A 19,454-nucleotide genomic window follows, 5' to 3' on the forward strand; every position below is an offset into this window, starting at 1 on the left:
TCAAGGATTGAAGAATTTGGTATGCCTTAACGGGCTTCGCATTCTCACTAACAGAGTGACTATATTTGGGTGATCAAGGATATTATGATTTGATAAATTTTAATCACAAACAAATATTAAAAATATATCACTAATAAAAGATGAAATTTTGGGAATGAGTGCTTTTTGTGTAATTATGTGAAATGGTGAAAAATACGCTAATAAAACCCCATAACACCCTGGATACACACCTATTTATTTTTATATATTGAATAATTATTCTTATTTAGAGTAATTATTCAATATATAAAGCACATCTGCAGCAACTGATAATTACTGCGTTAATATCTATTCACATCAATCAATTTAGAGGAGATGAGTGTGAATGTTCAACAATCATAAACATTCCTTTAATCCTTACTTATTTGCTTTTGCATTAGTTGAATATTTTTCATTAACCTTAAGTAAAGTAATCTGAGACATTAAATTGGGATTGTTATTCCAATTAAATTCACTTACGTACAAATTACCCGTTTGCGTATCTTCTACAAGATCCAAAGGGTTTGCAAAGCCAGACATTCCTATCAAACCCATATTACCGGATCCGCGCGCACTGTTAACTATATCATACTCTTTATCACTTGCACCAATGGCCAACCGCGTATTTTTAACCATCGATCCGGGTTCGAGAACAATGATATCTCCCCCTCCACTAAACCTGCAAACAAGTAATTTTCCTTTTAAAGCGCCGCCAAAGGCGTTGCTTTTATACTCAATTACTCCGTTAGGCGAGTGATTTAAACCAAAATCAAAAGCAGCGCCCCTGTAATTGATATCCGGTTGTATATCTTTACTATATAGTGGATTATCCGGATACCCCCTGTTAACCGTATATTCTCCTCTTAAAGGGTTAGGATGGCCAAAATATCCAACTCCCCTATTGGGGTCTACTCTAAACAGCCAGTCATGCTGCACCTGAACAGATTTTGTGGCAGGTATATTAGGGCCGTTATAAATTGTCCCATCCGGCCTCCTGGTTCCATTTAACGAAGCCGGAGAATTACCGCCGCCTCCGGAACCATTAGCAGGAATATATAATTGTCCGTTAGTATGCCAAACCAGGTCATAAGCATTGCGAATACCCGATGCATAAATAGTTAAAGGGGATTTGATGCTATAAGGGTTATACTTGCCATCTGCTGTTTTAATATCATTTAGGGGTGCCTGATTGATAAGCTTTTGGTTGTCGCTGGTTTCTACATTTAGTGGAAGCTTCAGATTAGCCAATTTTTTAATATCCAATCTAAGTATAGCTCCTGCAAGCAAGGTTTCCTCTCTTTGCCATCCCTTATCAAAAGCGCCCGCCGAGCTGTTGCTACCCTGGCATATGTATATAGCACCATCAGGGCCAAACGCCAATCCGTTTACCATATGATCTCTTGTAGACCGTGGCAGCTTACTCACAATCAACTCCTCCGCCGATAGATCAGATCCAGTTAAACGGGAGATATTTCCATCGAACGGTGGCGCACTCGTTAAGCTACCAGAGCAATGAGTTACCCAGGCAATTAATGTTTGCGAGGTTGAGGAAGGATCAAACGTTAAACCAATTGCAGTGCGCTCGCCATATTTTGCTTTGAGGGTATTTATTGTTTTGAGTCCGCTTAATGCACCTGTTTGATGATTAACCTCAAATCGTTCAATTACTCCATCCATTCTTAACGCGTAAAATTTACCATCCGGTCCAAATGTGAGCGTCGTATAATTTTTATTCTGTGTGCCGGGAACCGGTATTTTAGTAAAATCGGCGTTGTAAAACTTACTCGAGTCAACGGGAATGGTGCCGGTAAAAAAATTGCTCTCAAATCTTTCTATGGATGTTCCTGCATATGATCTTACCCCATTTGTAATTACAAATTTGTAATGCGTTGTTGGATCAAGAGGTTCACTTGGCGAAAAACTTATCGCATCTCCACCACCCGTACCCTGCATTACTCCTTTTACACTAACATATTTGCCCTCAACTTCCTTTAAAAGTTTTACCGTGTTGTTATTAATTGTGCTATTATCTATTCCTCCTTTAAAACCATTTACCTGGGGCACAGAAAGGCTGTTTGCCGCAATATTTGAAGTGTTGATACTTACAGACGTTGCCCCATTAACGGGATTTGATGCAATAACATAAGATTTTGAAGCATCAACAACTCGTAACTGATAAGCTACCTGTTGCGTGCTATAACCTTTAGCGCTTATAGTTAATTTTATAGTATAAATACCGGGTGGCAGTTTTTTTGCTTCCGAATAATCGAAGTTTAAATTATCAGCGCTTGATTTATTATTGGCAATTAAGTGCAACCATCTCGGAATGTCGTCCAGATAATCGATATGCAGACCATAATTGATTCCTTTAGCCTGGCTAATTAACTCTATATGCAGTAAGTGATTGCCTGTGTCTTGTTTAGTAACCGAAAGATTTGGATTAGATGGCTTTATATAGAAATAGGGATCAAGCTTTGCCGGACTGATTTGAATATTATTAATTTTTGTGTTAACTCCACCATCGGCATTAATTGTCAGAAAACCATCTAGCACGTGTACTCTTATTTTAGCTATTTTAAAACGACCGAAACTGCCTTCCTTTCCAAATGGAACAAAATCAGTAATAGCTTTCTTCCCCTCTACGTTTATGCAATGTTTTTCTTTAGCTTTCCCTACCAAGCCATCACCGGCAGTTACAACAACATCGTAATAGCCATTTAAAACTTTAATTTCCCAATAACCTTCTTCTTTTGTGCCCTTGAACGGCCCGTAATACCAACTGATATCATTAGCCTGCATATGTATAAGGCCATCAAGTAAAACATCATCAGGGTTATTCCTGTTTCTGGCATTGTTAACTAAATTCAACGGAGTTCCATCCGCTCTTTTTTTCCACCCATATTGTAAACTGCCGGTTTCAAATATCCCAGGCTTAATACCAAATGGAAAACCGCAATCCTTAACCCAGCCAACCGGTTCTGAGCCTGAAGAATCCTGGAAATTTATTTTTAATGTTTCCATTAAAGGTTGCGAAAATTCAATAACCGGCACATCTGTGGGTTGGGCGATTTTTTTAGAATGAACAAGCCCAAAAGTGTTATTTAAAAGATAATTAGGGACAATTATAATTCCTACAAAAAGCAACATGGTAGCAGCTGACAAAATGAATACTTTTTTCATGCCGTAATAAAAATTAATGATAAATAAGGGGATAAATAAGGTAAAGGAATAGATTTAAAATGCTGACTTATTTAAAACCAAAACAATTGTTGGCTTAATAAAAAATGTCAAAATATTATCGGGAAGTATTGAACCGGATTTTTGCAAACTCCTGCAAAGTCTGTATAATTATTTGATGGAAGTAATTAATTTACTTCCATCAAATAGTTAACTGATAGGGTTATCAACTTAATTTTGGATTATAAGTTTAGCTTCTTTAGAACTGGTAGCATTTACAGCCCTTACAATAAAATAGGCTGTACCTAATACTTTGGGTAATTGTATTGTGGTGTTACAATTTCCCTGTAAATCAGTAGTAACGTCCATTGATCTAAGTTTAACACCCATGATATTAAATAACGAAATATTTACCTTCTCTAACTTTCTGTAGTTTGCCAGTTGAACGTGAGCCCAATCTCCAACATTAGGGTTAGGATAAACTTTCAATGTACTTTCAGCTTTATTTTTTTTAAGGTTTGCACTATCTGATGAAGAATTTGAAATTGACTGTGGTTGTAATGACAAGTCAACTTCTTTAACAGTATCTTCAACGCTGGTTACCCTAAGCTTTACAGCTTTTTCTAAAGCTGTATTTATAGGCGCACGAACAGTAAACGTTAGCGTGGTGTTTTTCTTCATCACTAAAAGGCTATCCTTTGTAGGCAAAGCTATTCCTTCGATATTATAATTTGACGCATCGTTTCCGCTTAACTTAATATCCTTTATTTTCAAATCTCCATCGCCCTTATTAGCAACCGATATATCATAATTTTTATAGGCTATTAACCCTTGTACATCAGGCGCCGGACTTGAAAATACACTCAAAAGGCCAGCTGGAGCCGTTGGGGTATCGTTTACCTTTAATAGTGTAATTTGTGTAACAAGGCTAGGATTTACGTTCCAATTATATTCAATTACATATAAATTCCCATTCAGGGTATCTTCAACCAAATTAATTGGATTAGCAAAGCCCGACATGCCAATTAAACCGTAATTTCCTGATCCGGGTGTAACTTTAACAATATCATAGATGTGATCATTGTCATCTGCCGAATTTATAGATGATACCTTTACAAGTGAGCCGGGTTCCATTACCATTATATCTCCACCGCCACTGAAACGGCAAACCAAAATTTTATTTTTCAAAGCCCCGTTAAATGTGTTGCTTTTATATTCAAGAACTCCATTTGGCGAATGGTTTAAGCCGAAATTATAAGCCGCGCCCCTGTAATCTGCATCTGGTAGAATGCTTGTTGAATAAAGCGGGTTATCTATGTTACCCCTGTTTTCAACATACTGACCTCTTAAAGGATTCGGATGACCGAAATATCCAACGTTTTTTAATGGATTTACCCTGAACAACCAATCAAATTGCACCTGTACGTCAGTAGTTGCAGGTACAACCTGTCCGTTATAAAAATCCCCGTTTGGCCTGCGGGTACCGGCAACGGAGGCAGGCGAATTTCCGCCTCCTCCTGAACCATTTGTAGGTATATATAATTGCCCGTTACTGTGCCAAAGTAAGTCATAGGCATTTCTAACGCCGGAAGCATAAATCGTTACCGGTGAATTTGAGCTATAAGGGTTGTAAGTACCATCGCTCATCTGTATTGAATTTGCCGGGGCGGCATTAATAACACTTAATGATGACGAAGTTTGAACATTCAAAGGCAAGGTGACCGTATTCATTCTCGCCATATCTATGCGTAAGATTGTTCCTGAGAGCAGGCTTTCATCACGCTGCCAATCACTATCATACGCTCCAGCAGAACTATTACTACCCTGCGACAAATACATTGCACCATCTGGGCCAAATTGAAGGCTATTGGCCATGTGATCACGTGTTGAGCGCGGAAGCCTGGTGATAAAAAGCAATTCATTTTCCAGATTGCTACCACTCAGTTGGGAAATATTGCAATCAAACAACGGTGAATTGATTAATCCGGGTGAGCAATGGGTAACATAGCAAATAAGATTATTTGCAGTTGAGGCAGGACTAAAAACTAAGCCAATTGCAGATCTTGTGCCATATTTGGTATTTAAAGTGGTAATAATTTGTTGATTACTTAAGGTTCCATCGGTATGGTTAACTGAATAGCGCTCAATTGCTCCATCGAGTCGCAAAGCATAAAACATGCCGTCCGGACCGAAACGCAAAGTGGTATATTTTTTATTTTGGGTGCCCTGCACCAGGCTTTTAGTAAATTTTGCATTTAAAACACTGATTGTTAAATCAGTATTTGCAGAATCGGTAGTAAATGTTGATGTGAAAGGAGTAAAGGCCGCGCCACTATATGATTTTACACCATTAGTAATACTAAACCTGTAAGTTGTATTTGTTTCGAGTGCCGTTTTAGGCGAAAAGCTTATAGCATCTCCTCCGCCTGTTCCTTGTACTACGCCCGCTACTTCGGTGGCTACATTATCTATAACTTTGAATAATTTTACTGTAGTTGAACTGATTGTACTGTTATCTACCCCTCCTTTAAACCCGGCTACAGCAGGCACAAACAAATGATTGGCGGCAACACTTACTGTGCTTGGATTTACTTTAGTTGCGGCATTGGCTGGCGAAGATGAAACCACATACGGGCCGTTGCCGTCAACAACCCGTAAATAAATATTAGTATATGAACTTGAGTAACCACCGCTTGATGCTTTAACTGCCGCGCTATAAGCACCCACAGGTAGTGAATAAGCAGTAGCGTAGTTAAGCACAATTACAGGCGTAACACCAGGTTGTGATGAAGCAAAACTTAGCCACCCCCCGGTACCTGTGTTATAGGTTGCTGCAATTGCATAGGTAAGCGACTTATTATCGGAATTGCCGGCCTGCAATGAGATTGTGTTGGGGCCACTGTTTCCTTTAATAACCAGGAGATTTATGGTATTGTTGGACCATCCTATAAAAGGCGCTATACTTACAGGTGTAATTCTGGCGTAGTTAATTTTAGTATTTGTGCCTCCGTCGGCAGTTATAGTTATATGTTCATCTGTAACCGGGACCCTAACGGTAGCCTGTTTAAATCTGGTTGATGAGCCGGGTAGCCCACTTGGCACAAAACCTGTTATGGCACTCACACCCTCTACTTTTAAATTATCACTTTCAGGATTGCCATCTCCTACGCCATCGCCGGCCGATACATTTACATCATAAGTTCCGTTTGGCACCTTAATTTCCCAATAGCATTGCGTTTTTGAGCCAGGAAACGTTCCGCTAACGTTGTTAGCTTGAATGTATATTAATGTAGAAAGTGTGATATCTTCCGGCTCATTTCTGTTAAAACCATTTGATGTTATATTAAATGGCGTGGCATCTGTCTTTCTTCGCCAACCGTACTGCAGGCCAGATAATTGGTAAGGTGCGGTTCTAAAAGCATACGCCTGCCCAAAATCCCGAACCCAGTTATTGGGAGGTATTGTTGCTGCATTTTGAAAATTCACATACGTTGAATTAAGCGATATACCATCCACAACAATTAATCTAAAACCAAGAGTATCTGATTCATAGCTAGTTGCGCTAGCTATAAGCGCCCCTTTATAAGTTCCCGGCGCTAAATCAGAACTGATATTAGCTCCACCAAATGAAATGGTGCCTAATACAGCCGGAGGTACAGTTAGCCATGGGGCAGTTATTGCTCTGAATGTAACCGCTGGTGATCCCATACCAGATGATAAAACAACTGATTGGGATTTAAGTGCTCCTCCTTTATAAAAAGTATAAGACAGGCTGTCTGCTGAGAATTTTAAGGTAGCCGAAGGAACTATCGGAACATCTTTTTTTACACTAAAGTCATCAAAAGTGTAGGTAACAGGGCTTGCGGCGTTACGATGCGTAGCGTATATAGCTGCATAAGTTGCAGCTCCGGTTACGCCCATGCCGTTAATCTTTATGTTTGAATTTGGATAGGCAGCGCCGGTACTCAAATAAGTGCTTCCGCCGTCTGTGGAATAAAAACCTTCCGCAGTTTGCGTTGCAGAATCTATTGTTAATCTCAATCTTACTGTATTAGTATTTAGGTTTACTATAACCGGTGTTATCCTTTGATCGGGATTACCGGCGCCTATAACGCTACTGCTTAAATCGTTAAACTCTCTTCTAAGCTCCACTTTATTTCCGCTTATATCCAGCTTAATAAATGTATGGTCATTTAAACCAAACCAAATTCCGGCTTGTTGTGATTGTGCCGCGTTTATTGGATTGACAATGGAAACCTCTATATTAATTTTCCCACTTTGTAACACCTTTACCCCTAAAATATTTAATTGATTATTGTTAGTCAAAAAGTCAATGCCCTTGTTTGTTACAAAAATCAACCGGCCCTGTGTTACGCTGATTTTTGAAGGCTCATATCCGGGAGCATCAGCTACTGATGGAACGCCATCAACGGCCAAACGTGTGCCGGAATATGGCAGTGCCATGGTAAAACCGGTACCAATATTAGCTTTATCGACTAAAGTGCCTGTAACACCAGCGTTAAAAGACAAAGAATATGGCAAAGAAACCTGAATAGCAGAGCAGGGTAAGGTACTATAAGGAGGACAAGTATTGGCTGTAGAATCAATAGTGATGTTGTTTGCTAAAACAACTGTGCTCTGTAATATTATATTCAATAGCAAAAATAAAATACATCTTTTCATGGCTTTTGATATAAATTAAACAAATAGAACTTCAATTACTTTCTATTACTATCCCGACGTGTTGTATTTGGCTAATAATCTTTAATTTCCAATGTTTTTAGGTTAACTACCAATTGGGCTGATTTTTCAATTAACTTAAGATTTAATACTTCATTGCTCATCAAACAAACAGACAAAAGAGGTACAGAAAAAAAGCAGTATTTAATACAATTCAATATATCCTTGGTCAAGAGCGTTTTTACAACTAAATACTTTTCCTGAATTAACGTTCCAATTTCCTGGTTGTTAAAAACTACTTTTTTAAAGCCATTTACATCAACTACAAATTGTGTGCTGAAATACCTATCTATATCATCAGTATCTATGGTTGATGTCTCAAATAAATCGGTTATATCATACCAATATAAATACATGTTAATCTCCATACCAATGCTGAGGTACCATTTTATAACTCCGCTGTTTTTTGTAAATGCATCCAAATACAACATATCAACGTCATTCCTTTCATTCTTTATAATATTCAGTGCTCGGTAAAAAATCCGGGAGCCAATATTATAATGTGAAAAATGATGATTGACAATGATGTTGCGTAGATAAACAACGTTTTTTTCCACTTCTAAAAGAACAAAGCCCGTAAGATCATTTGACAAATAATCACATACATAAAAAACATACACATCTGGACGCTCAATCATCCCACACAAGTAGCGTTTATAGTTAGGATCCCTGTATATAAAAAAAACTGACAATGCGTTGCTATATGCATTTTTAAGCACATTACATATCTTATCAATAATTGGATCATCAAGATCCGTCAGGCGGATAAATTGCATGGTGCGCATGCTTTGCGATATAAATATTAATTATAGCGAAGCTCTTTCGCTTACATGATCATAAACTATCAGCCCCGTCTCTAAATGATAGATGTTAAAATTCATACAATAATAAAGTATTATCTATTTATTAAAATAACATCCGGCGTTTTGTGTGTAATTACGAGAAATACCGAGCAAAAGCTGCCAATATGAATTAAATCATATTCTATTTTTTTTAACACCATAATTTTAAAGATTCTGAAAAATTAAAGGAGATCATTCAACTTTAACTTCTTTAAGAAAAAATTTCTCATAGGTAATCAAAATTTCACAAAACGATATACATAATCCTAAACACCAATTTAATCAAGGGGATTATCTTTAAATTGAAAATAATTTCAATAGGGAAAATATTACAACCAGTATCTATTGTCATAACATTCAATTAATTATTTAACTCGCAAAAAAGCAGGAATATGTAAAAATAGAAGTGATCCAAACGCAAAAACATAACTCTCAAATATAAATTTATGGCACATTTTACACAAACAGAAAAAGAAATCAGTGATTTCAACAATTCCAGATGGAATGTAGTTTACACCAAATCCAGATGGGAAAAGAAAGTTGATAAGCTCCTCAAAATGCAGAACATCAATTCGTTCTGTCCAACTATCAAAACGAAACACCGCTGGGTCGACAGAATTAAAACTGTCGAGCTACCCTTGTTTAAATCTTACCTATTTGTTAAGGCAAATCCAAAGGATCTGCTCAAGGTTAGGCAAACAATGGGAGTTGTGAACTTTGTTCATCACTGTGGCAAGCCTGCATCAATTAACAACACAGAGATTGAACGCATAAAGACACTTGTTGAAAGTTATGATAACGTTGAAGCGGTAGGCCTTCCCCGGATTAGGGTTGGCGACACGATAAAAATACAAGATGGTGTACTATTAGACTGGCAGGGTGAAGTACTTAAAATTCAAGGAAAATCCGTTGTAATGTTAATGAAAGAACTCAATTGCGCCTTAGTTATCAATACTGATGAAACAACGCTGAGCTTCGTATAATTAATGCTGTATGCGGAATTGCAAAAGAGGAAAACATTTTAATTACTTATTAACCTGGCATTAAAGGAAAATACCATGGACAAACATTATGGACAAACCGTAGAGGCGGTGATTAGAAAAAAAGGCTATAGCATAAGTGAAATCGCTCATCTTGCTCACGTCAATCGAAGGTCAGTATATAATTGGTTTAACCAAAAATACTTGAAAACTGAAATTATTTTCAGTTTAGGTCTTTTATTAAAACACGATTTTTCAGTCGAATTTCCAGATTTATTTACTAAAAAAGATTTCCAGGAGATTTATAATTATCAGGAGCCAAATCCTGACGACCTGATTTTAAAAGATACAATAACACATCATGTGTGGAAAAATCGGTATATAGAATTACTTGAGCAATATAATCAACTGAAATTAACCCATCCCCATATAAGCGAATACTTAGAACGCAAAAAATTAGGATTAGATGGTTAAACAAGAAAACAGCATCAAAAAAGAGCCCACAATTTTTGTTTATGAGGTAAGCTGTGCATGATTAATAATTTAAGTGAATAATTGATCATGTACAGAATTACTCGGCTTGGTTTTAAATCCGCGTTCTACTTATTGAAAATTTCGAGTATTTAATTAAGACAATGGCTAAAGTTTTTTTGATAGATGATAATCCACTGGAGCATTTTATTGCAGATAGAATGCTTAATAAGTATGCCCGACCGTTAGAAATTTTACATAGCGTTGATGCTCGCTTAGCGCTGGATTTTTTGAAAGAACACAGCCAGGATATAGTTGCCTTGCCCGATTTAATCTTGTTAGACTTAAATATGCCTCATTTTAGCGGAGGGGATTTTTTGAAAAGTTTCACGTTAGTTGAAAATCAACTCATCAAACATGTAGACATTTTTATACTAACATCATCTATTAGTAACAGTGATAGAAACTTCTGCAAAAAGTTTCCCTTTGTTAAATCTTATTTCGTTAAACCTATAACTCAGCATATTATTCAGCAAATTTTTTCATCTCAGGCCCTCTGACCCCCTCTCTCTGCAAATGAAGATGTGAATGTAGCCGATATAAGCAGAATGACCAATTATTAAATACCGAGTTTTTTCAAAAACGAATGATATGTCTAAATATATTTATATTAAGACTCTTTTTCTGTTGATATTGTTTTTTTTTAATGTAAAATATTTGTCGGCAAAGAAGAGAATAATAATTTCATATAACAATCCGGATGAAATTTTATGCACCCCTTCTAAGATGCTATGCCCCGGAGGAAGCGTTCAATTAACGCTATCCACAGATCAAAGTAATGCCCAAATAGTGTGGTTTTTAAACGGGGTCACTATTCAAGCCGCCAACCTACCTACTTATACTGCAACATCAGTTGGCTCATATAGTGCTACCGCGACATTTGGGGGCAAGACTGTAGTTTTCCCAAAAGTTGATATAATAAAAAGTGATACCCCGGTGGCAAGTTTCACTCATTCTGCTGACGGGAAATGTGCAACCTCACCTATCCGGTTCACCTCTACTTCAACGGGTACAAATTTGAAATATACCTGGGATTTTGGCGACCCCAATTCTCAAAAAAGCAACACTTCAAATCTGGAAAATCCAAGCCACTTATTTATCGGGAACCATGGCAATGGAACACAGGTATACCCAGTGAAATTAACGGTAACAAATGAAGCAGGATGTACAACAAGTGTTGCAGAAACATCAATAAAACTAAACCAAACGCCAAGCACAAGTTTAAGCGCCAATGGGTTGACTTTTTATAACGGAGCTTCTTATTTTGTTAGCTGTACAACAACCCCTTCATCATTTAAGTTTATAAATAAATCCGGCACATCAAACCTCAGCTATCGAATTGCCTGGGGCGATAAATCGACAGATTTTATAAGTAAAACATTTCAAAGTGTTACACATACTTTTTTGCCGGGCTTTTACACAATGTTTTTTAGTGTTACGGGCCTTAAAGGCTGCGTAAATACGCAAACATACTATGTGTATGTTGGCATCAGTCCACAAATATCAGTTGAAAAACAGGCTGATAAAGTGTGCGTTCATCAACCAATGGTTATAAATATTAAAAATCTAACACCGGCTGCAACAAGTTATAAAGTTACCTATGGCGATGGCGTTGTTAAAAACTATTCAAAAGCTGTTGACACGATTATGCACACTTTTGAAAATAGTTCTCAAAATCAAACGGCAGTTACCAGCCAGGGCACATTCCATAATGCTTATACCGTAGTCATCGAAGCTTCAAATCCATGTGGTAAGGTATCCATTGATACTGGTCCCATTTTCGTAATGGATTTGCCCCAAAAACCGGTAGTTACTTCGCACATTAATATTTGTTTAAATACTGGCGCAGCGCCTTTAACAGCTACCCCTGCAAACGGTAATATTCTTACATGGTACACCGACGCAACATTAAAAAATAAATATAGCCAGGCACCTTCTCCCCCTACCAACATTGCACAAGCAATTACCTATTATGTGTCGCAAACAAACCCAACAGGATGCGAAAGCGATGTTGCGGAAATAATCGTGAACATTTTGCCTCTTATAGAAAACAATACAATAGGTACTGATCAAATTCTTTGTTTTGGAGACACTCCGTTGAAAATATTAGCTACTGAAGCCTTAAAAGGTGGAAATGGCCAGTTTGAATATCAATGGCAAGTATCTACAGACAATGGCAGAACCTGGAGTAGCAATATAACTAATAATACCTCCCCCGATTATTTTCCAAACGGCCTTCCTGGAAATCAACGGTACAGGCGATTGGTTTCAAGCGGCTCCTGTACAAGCATTTCCCACGAAGTTACCATTGATATTGAACCTGAGATTGTCAATTATAATCTCCTTGGTAAAGACCAGGTTATCTTGCCGGATGATTCGCCTGCGCTTATAAAAGGAGGGTATCCATCAGGAGGCAGTAATGAATATAAATTTACATGGGATGAGTCAACCGACAACTTAAACTGGAAACCTATACCTAATGCTACAGAGGTAGATTTCCAACCTCCAAAAAGCGCCGTGAACATGTATTACAGGCGCATTACAACAAGCGGGCGCTGTATGGTTGTGTCGGCACCGGTTAAAGTTTTTGTCAAAAGTTCCATTTTTATACCTACGGCTTTCACTCCCAATGGAGATGGCGTTAATGACAAATGGACAATTAAAGGATTCGAGTACGACTCCAAATTCCGGGTCAAAGTTTATAACAGATACGGAGAAATGATAGTGAATTCAAAAAGCTCAACCTGGGATGGCCTCTATAATGGTAAACAGTTACAATCAGGAGTTTATTATTACATTTTAACTGCAGACAAAGTAAATTTAAGCGGATATGTAACAATTATTCTGTAGCTAAATTGGGTGCCAGCTTATATTGCATACTTAGTTGACGTTTTACGAAAGCATATATAAGTAAGGATTAATGATGGCTAAAACTTTGACAGCTCACATTCAAATATCATCATGAATATTGCTAAAATTGAAAGTAAATCAAGTTTCAAATCAATCGATTTGTTTTTAAAGCGGTTATAGCATGACGTAAAATTATAAGGATTTGAAAAATTGAAGATCGTAGCAAGTTCTCCAATTCGATACCTTTTTTCTTTTAAATATTGCTCTGCTACATCCATTTGAAGTTTCCTGAAATAAATAAACGGGCTTACGCCATAAGCAACTTTGAAATCCCGTTTTAATTTGGAAGCCGACATGAAATGAATTTCAGCAATATGAGAAAGGCCTGGAAATTTGGATAGTAATATTGATTTCAGATATTCTGCTACCCTTTCAATTTGGGGATCAATAACCGATATTTCTTCGTAAGATTGAACTGACGAACTCGATTTTACAATCGAGTTATTAAATTGATTAATTGCCATCATTAAATCAGGATCATGCAAATTTATTTCTGGTTTTTCAAAAATCTGCAGATAAAAACCTACAGGCAAATTGTCTTTCCAATCCGGATAGTAAGTAATAATGCATAGACGGAGATTTGTAAAACTATCAGAAAGGTTTTGTTCAAAAACCCTTGGATTGCCACTTAGTACTAAGGTTAAATGTGGCAAATGACTATTATAAAGCGGTCCTAATAACTCGCTCAATGTTAATGTGCCTATTTTTTTTTTATCGGAAATATTAAATTGTCTTAAAAACTTTAAAGATGCATATCTTAAAACTTCGTCATTATCCCAATATGATACCATAACAATTTTTATCATTAAATCTTATTAACCGTGTCCGTGCCAAAAATGACAGACACCGTTACTTCATAGTTTAAACCTTTGTTTTGAATATAAATTAAAATATTAATTTACAACAAAAAAGGCAACTTAAAATCTGGGAGACAAGTTTTTTTCACAACTTCTACAGTTAAATTCAAAATTGTAAAGTTTGTGTAAAGGGGGGTAAAACGGCTATAAAGATAAAATATAGCCCTCAATTATTTAAAAAGCTGGTTTTGTTTTATTGTTAACGAAGATATTCAATAGTAAATTGTGAAAATGTGTAAAGTAGAGCTTTACACATTTTCACAGTTTACTATGTCTGTTTGTATATTATTAATGATCGGTAGACAATTGAGAAAGCTATAATCGGGATTTTTTAGAGTTTTTTATGTTAATCCAAACTTTGCTTTTTCTTTTTTATGACACTCTTTTAAAATTAGACTGATCCCAGATATGAACTGTTTGCAAATTTATGTCATGATTATCTTCAAAATCATTTAAAAAATAGGCAAGTTGTTTAGTTTTAAACTCGGCCCAGTAATCAATAAACAGATATGCACTTTTGTTTGCTATCAGCAGATCATCCAGTGCAAAGGTTTGTGTCTGATCCTGTTGATTAATTACTTCCGAAAAATCTTCAAAAAATTTAAAATTTTCCATCAAGGAAATAAAGTCTATTTGTATTGCAATACGTTCTTCCAATTTCAAGCGAGGAATTTCGATTACTCCGAAACCAGCAGAGATCTTTGACACTTTGTCTGTGAGTTTTGCAATATCTTCACCTGAATGACCTCGACTGTTCCCCTCATTTTCAATTACCGTTAGCAGGTTGGCATCATCTTCATTGACTACGAAAAGCTCATTTTGCTGATAGTCATAATAATACTTTTCTGTAAAATATGTTTGCGGAACGCTAACGGCATTCATTAGCCATTGATTAACAGTGTTGGTCATATAAAAAAATGATTTATCGTGAAGTCCATTCGCTTCAACAACTAAAATTGGTGTTTCCATTTAAATTAAATTAATACAAAAAAGTAAAAAATCGCCATAAAATACCTAATCGTTTAATTTACTTGCAATTATACGATAGCTTAATTAAGTATACGTGAAGATTTATGAGAATGTTATGAAAAAATGATATAAAAGTGAATATCAACTAAGGCTTATAAGAATTTAATCTGCGCCTCAAAAGCACTATTCCCACTTGAGTTAATAGCTTAAAATGGCTTTAAGGAATTTTTGAGAGATGCTTTAAAAGTAAATACCCATCAATTAATAATTGACAGGTATTTACAAATGTTTTTTTACTTCAAAAGTAAAACATTATGGTTGGAGAATAATTTTATTGAACGAGCAGTTTTGAAGATAAATTTCCCGCTGCGCTGCGTGCATTTATGATATAAACCCCCTTGGTTAAAGTATTATTAAGGTTAACCAAAATATTGGCATTTCCTGACTCATTGGTAGTGAACGTTTTTGTTTGGAGTAAACGACCAGACATCGTGGTAATCAATAATGTTACCTCTTCGTTTTTTGAAAAGCTGCTTGCATTCAAATTAAAAACACTACCCAAATTTGGATTTGGATAAACAATAATCTTCCTTTTCTCCTTATCGCTTTCTGTTACGAGAGAACTACTGGTTGATTGAAGAGATGTTGAAGCAAACGAACTTACCGGCTGTACTTGAAATATTTCTACTGCTGCAATTCCGACACGATTAGCTGTTGGGTCAAATTTCATATTCATCACCCCATCTGTTACCGTTACAGGAATATCCTTTACTAATGCTGCCCTGTAACCAACTTGGGCATAAATATCAAAATTGGTTAAAACAACCTTGTTTTCAATAACAGTATTAAACACCCTGGTGCCAGGAACGGTCCAATAGTTTTCAACAAAATGAAGTCTTACAAAATAATCTCCATTAGTTACTGGTATGTCATATCTGGTTTCTGCAAGTTCTGCCGCTGCAGATAAGTAAGTTTGATATAAACTATCTATATCTGTACCCAAAACAGTCGTTTTTGTTGCCTGTGCATCAAGTTTAACCGAACCTGCTCTGTAGTTTTTATCTGCTTCATAGGTGTTACCCGCTAATGTTAGCGGCACATCCGAGCCACTTTTTATCCTTTTGATGACATTAACCGTTGATGTAACTGTGTTACCTATTCCATAAAGCGGGATACGAAGCGGAGATGATGCACTGTTGTAATTTATCAATAAAGCCGCATTTTTAATGCCAACTGTAGCAGGATTAAATTTAACAGTTAAGGTGGTAGTTGTCTGCACCGCTAGAGTTGCCGTTTTTAGGGCACTCACGGAAAATTCGGCATTATCGGGCCCTACGATTTGGACACTCTTCAATGTAATCGGCGAGTCATTACTGCCGTCGGGATAGCTGATCCCTGAATTTTTTATGGTTAAGGTATAGGAGATGGAGCTGACTGTTTTCGCAGGATCAAAACTTATCATTTTTTTAGGAAGTGGCACCAAATCGGCATAGTGCAGCGACCCTGAATCCGGCTTTATGTTTTCTAAATAGTAAATATTGTCCTGGTAGTCATAGTTGGTGAATGCCGTACCTAAATAATCGCAATCAAAAAAATACGCGTTTGGAATAATATTCCCATTCCCATCCATAGCTTTCAAAATTCGCATCCCTATCAATCCATTATAATTTTGTGTTCTATCTGTTGATGAAGAACCTACCTTAAATCCAAAAGATCCGGTTGGATTAAATGTATTAGTGGCTGGGGCTGATGTACTGCCGTAAAGCCGGGGAATTACAGACTGGCCATCCAAATTATTATGCGTAAAAATCATAGTAGAAGCCGTTGATCCCTTTTTAAAATATCTTATGGATTCTGTTGCCGAACAACATCCGTGATATGCAGCAACCTGCCGAACGGTTACCGGTCGGCTTGCATCCGCCCTCACAAAATAAGAGGCTACTACCTCACTTGAATTTGGCACGCGGGCAGAACCATCTATATTTCCATCATCATGACCGTACCCTGTTATTGAGGTGAAGCCGGCGGCCGTTAGCAACTGTTGGGCGTAGGGTTCGTTAACTCCTTCTCCCTCGAGTTGCGAAACGCCGATTAATTTAACACTTTTAATAGGGGCAATACTATCATTGCTGGTTATAGCCAACGTATCATTAAATACCTTTAAACGTGAGCCAGCGTCTTTACTTATAAATTGAATTGTTACGTCGGTATAAGCTTCGGAATTTATATTAAAGGGCACCTTTGCTAAGGTGTCGCTTCCTACAGAAGCTACCTTCCATGCAGTCGGGTTGCTGAGCGCCAGTTTTGTTACCGTAAGTTTAGCAGCTCCTTTGTTATTTATCCTAAGCTTTATTTTATCATGATTAGCGTTGTAAGGAGTTGTATCGGGACTAACACGCCTCCAGGGTGTTTGAATCTTTGAAAACAGCAAACGATCATCGGCCGGAAATCCATCAGGGTTCTTCAACACCATATATGTTGCCGGCGGTTTAATTACTACAAACCGGAAAGTTGTGGCTGTGGTTATCGTTGTGTTATTATTGGCATCAACGGCTTTGGCCACAATGCTGTAATTTCCAATTGTATTTATAATTACTGGAACTGTATAATTAACGTATGGAGCATTATTTAATGAATACTTCAAGGAATCCATGCCTGCTCCTCCACTATCTGTACCCGTTAATAAAACCTGTACCTGATCAACGTAAACTCCGGGAGAGCTAAGTGTACCCGCAAGCCTTATACTTGCTGTGGGCGCTATGGCATCTGTAACAGGATCTGCCGGAGCAATCGTTACAAAATTTATTTTACTGTTAACACCGCCATTAGCATCAATGGTGAGTTTACCATCGGTAACTGTTACTACTCCTATCGCTATTTTATGTTTGGCCGATGCCGAGGTGATTAAGTCTGCTATAACCGGTAATCCTTCTGCGTTTATCTGCGTATCACTGTCATAATAACCTTCATCACCCGCTCCTATTGTTACCCGGTAAGTACCGTTCACAACAGCGCACTCCCAGGTTCCGGGTAGCTGTCCCTTATCGCTGGCCTGTATCTGAACAACACCTAATAATCGCTTTTCACTCGTACCTGTACGGATACGTATGTTCGCGGTCATATCCTGCGGAGCTTTTGTTGAAGGGTTTATCCATCCAAAACCACGTGCATCGGTATAAGCCAAACCATTATCAGCTGTGTAACCTGTAGGTGCAGTGGATGTAGATGGCAAAAATGCTATAGATTTATTGGTTCCTGTTGATTGAGCCGCAATAGTAAAAGGACTCGAATTGGTTACAACCTGGTTATTATTGGCATCAACCGATTTTATTGAAATATTGTAATTACCCGGTGCTGTGAGGATAAACGGAACTGTATAATTAACATACGCACCATTATTCACTGCATATTTCAAGGAATCCATGCCTGCTCCCCCGCTATCTGTTCCGGTAGCAAGCACCTGTACCTGATTGGTGTAGGCGCCTGGAGCATTGAGGGTACCTACAAGCCTTATACTTGCTGTGGGTGCTATGGCATCTGTAACAGGATCTGCCGGAGCAATGGTTACAAAATTCATTTTGCTGTTAACACCGCCATTAGCATCAATAGTGAGTTTACCATCGGTAACTGTTACTACTCCTATGGCTATTTTATGTTTGGCCGATGCCGAAGTGATTAAGTCTGCTATAACCGGTAATCCTTCTGCGTTTATCTGCGTATCACTGTCATAATAACCTTCGTCACCCGCTCCTATTGTTACTCGGTAAGTACCGTTCACCACAGCGCACTCCCAGGTCCCGGGTAGCTGCCCCTTATCGCTGGCCTGTATCTGAACTACGCCTAACAATCGCTTTTCACTCGTACCTGTACGGATACGCATATTCGCGGCCATATCCTGCGGAACTTTCGTTGAAGGGTTTATCCACCCAAAACCACGTGCATCGGTATAAGCCAAACCATTATCAGCTGTGTAGCCTGTAGGTGCAGTGGATGTAGATGGCAAAAATGCTATATTAATTGTAGTAAAGCTTGTTAATGCACCTGTCAATTCAGGTTTGGCAACGTTGGACGGGAATGAATAATTCTTGCTGACAAAAACAGCGCCTTTAGCGTATTCAGAAAAAATGAAGCAATATAGAACTGAAAATAGCATTAAACAAGCCCCGTTTTTGCTTTTTACGAAATTTTTTAAATTATAGTTAGTAATTAAACTCGTCATGTGCATAAAAATTAAATACATAAGTTGCTGATTATCAGCAATAATACGCATTTATAAAGCGCCATACTGGTACCCGAAAAACCTGTGATAAGAATGTATAAAAGTGTACATGTAAGCTTTATCGCCTATAATAAATTGGAGAAAAGGCTTAAATTTATTATAATTCTGAATATTATTACATTGCCTTATGGGAAAGACCTTACCGCATATT

At 37.5% G+C, this 19,454-nt stretch carries 10 protein-coding genes; 4 read left to right on the forward strand and 6 right to left on the reverse strand.

What is annotated here, in order from left to right; genetic code table 11:
• Nucleotides 1-396 precede the first annotated feature (396 nt).
• From AC1D0K_RS01305 to AC1D0K_RS01315, 3 genes are all read right to left on the reverse strand, one after another.
• A complete protein-coding gene (locus AC1D0K_RS01305) occupies nucleotides 397-3,198 on the reverse strand; it encodes a PQQ-dependent sugar dehydrogenase (protein WP_477398031.1) in 2,802 nt (933 codons plus the stop codon).
• Nucleotides 3,199-3,426: 228 nt separating this feature from the next.
• Nucleotides 3,427-7,878, reverse strand: a complete 4,452-nt coding sequence (locus tag AC1D0K_RS01310) for a PQQ-dependent sugar dehydrogenase (protein ID WP_477462979.1) — start codon at nucleotides 7,876-7,878, stop codon at nucleotides 3,427-3,429.
• A gap of 71 nt (nucleotides 7,879-7,949) precedes the next feature.
• Complete coding sequence (locus AC1D0K_RS01315) at nucleotides 7,950-8,720, reverse strand: hypothetical protein (protein WP_477399367.1); 771 nt, start codon at nucleotides 8,718-8,720, stop codon at nucleotides 7,950-7,952.
• 503 nt (nucleotides 8,721-9,223) lie between these two features.
• Between AC1D0K_RS01315 and AC1D0K_RS01320 the strand changes: the two genes are divergently transcribed.
• From AC1D0K_RS01320 to AC1D0K_RS01335, 4 genes are all read left to right on the forward strand, one after another.
• Complete coding sequence (locus AC1D0K_RS01320) at nucleotides 9,224-9,760, forward strand: UpxY family transcription antiterminator (RefSeq protein ID WP_295718852.1); 537 nt, start codon at nucleotides 9,224-9,226, stop codon at nucleotides 9,758-9,760.
• A 75-nt stretch (nucleotides 9,761-9,835) separates the two neighbouring features.
• The gene (locus AC1D0K_RS01325; RefSeq protein WP_295718854.1) at nucleotides 9,836-10,231 is read left to right on the forward strand and encodes a hypothetical protein; all 396 of its coding nucleotides are present in this window, start codon (nucleotides 9,836-9,838) and stop codon (nucleotides 10,229-10,231) included.
• Nucleotides 10,232-10,392: 161 nt separating this feature from the next.
• A complete protein-coding gene (locus AC1D0K_RS01330) occupies nucleotides 10,393-10,788 on the forward strand; it encodes a response regulator (protein WP_295718857.1) in 396 nt (131 codons plus the stop codon).
• 91 nt (nucleotides 10,789-10,879) lie between these two features.
• Nucleotides 10,880-13,138 (forward strand): T9SS type B sorting domain-containing protein, encoded by a 2,259-nt coding sequence (locus tag AC1D0K_RS01335; protein WP_477462980.1) that lies wholly within the window; start codon nucleotides 10,880-10,882, stop codon nucleotides 13,136-13,138.
• A gap of 77 nt (nucleotides 13,139-13,215) precedes the next feature.
• Here the strand turns inward: AC1D0K_RS01335 and AC1D0K_RS01340 are convergent, their stop codons facing one another.
• The 3 genes from AC1D0K_RS01340 to AC1D0K_RS01350 form a co-directional block, all read right to left on the reverse strand.
• Complete coding sequence (locus AC1D0K_RS01340; RefSeq protein ID WP_477443002.1) at nucleotides 13,216-14,004, reverse strand: helix-turn-helix domain-containing protein; 789 nt, start codon at nucleotides 14,002-14,004, stop codon at nucleotides 13,216-13,218.
• Between the two features lie 423 nt (nucleotides 14,005-14,427).
• Nucleotides 14,428-15,024, reverse strand: coding sequence for a hypothetical protein (locus tag AC1D0K_RS01345; protein ID WP_477399618.1), 597 nt, complete (start codon nucleotides 15,022-15,024; stop codon nucleotides 14,428-14,430).
• Nucleotides 15,025-15,355: 331 nt separating this feature from the next.
• Entirely contained in the window at nucleotides 15,356-19,177 is a 3,822-nt protein-coding gene (locus tag AC1D0K_RS01350; protein ID WP_477443006.1) for a malectin domain-containing carbohydrate-binding protein, read from the reverse strand.
• Nucleotides 19,178-19,454: the final 277 nt, after the last annotated feature.

This window comes from Mucilaginibacter sp. P1_A3 (assembly GCF_056406855.1).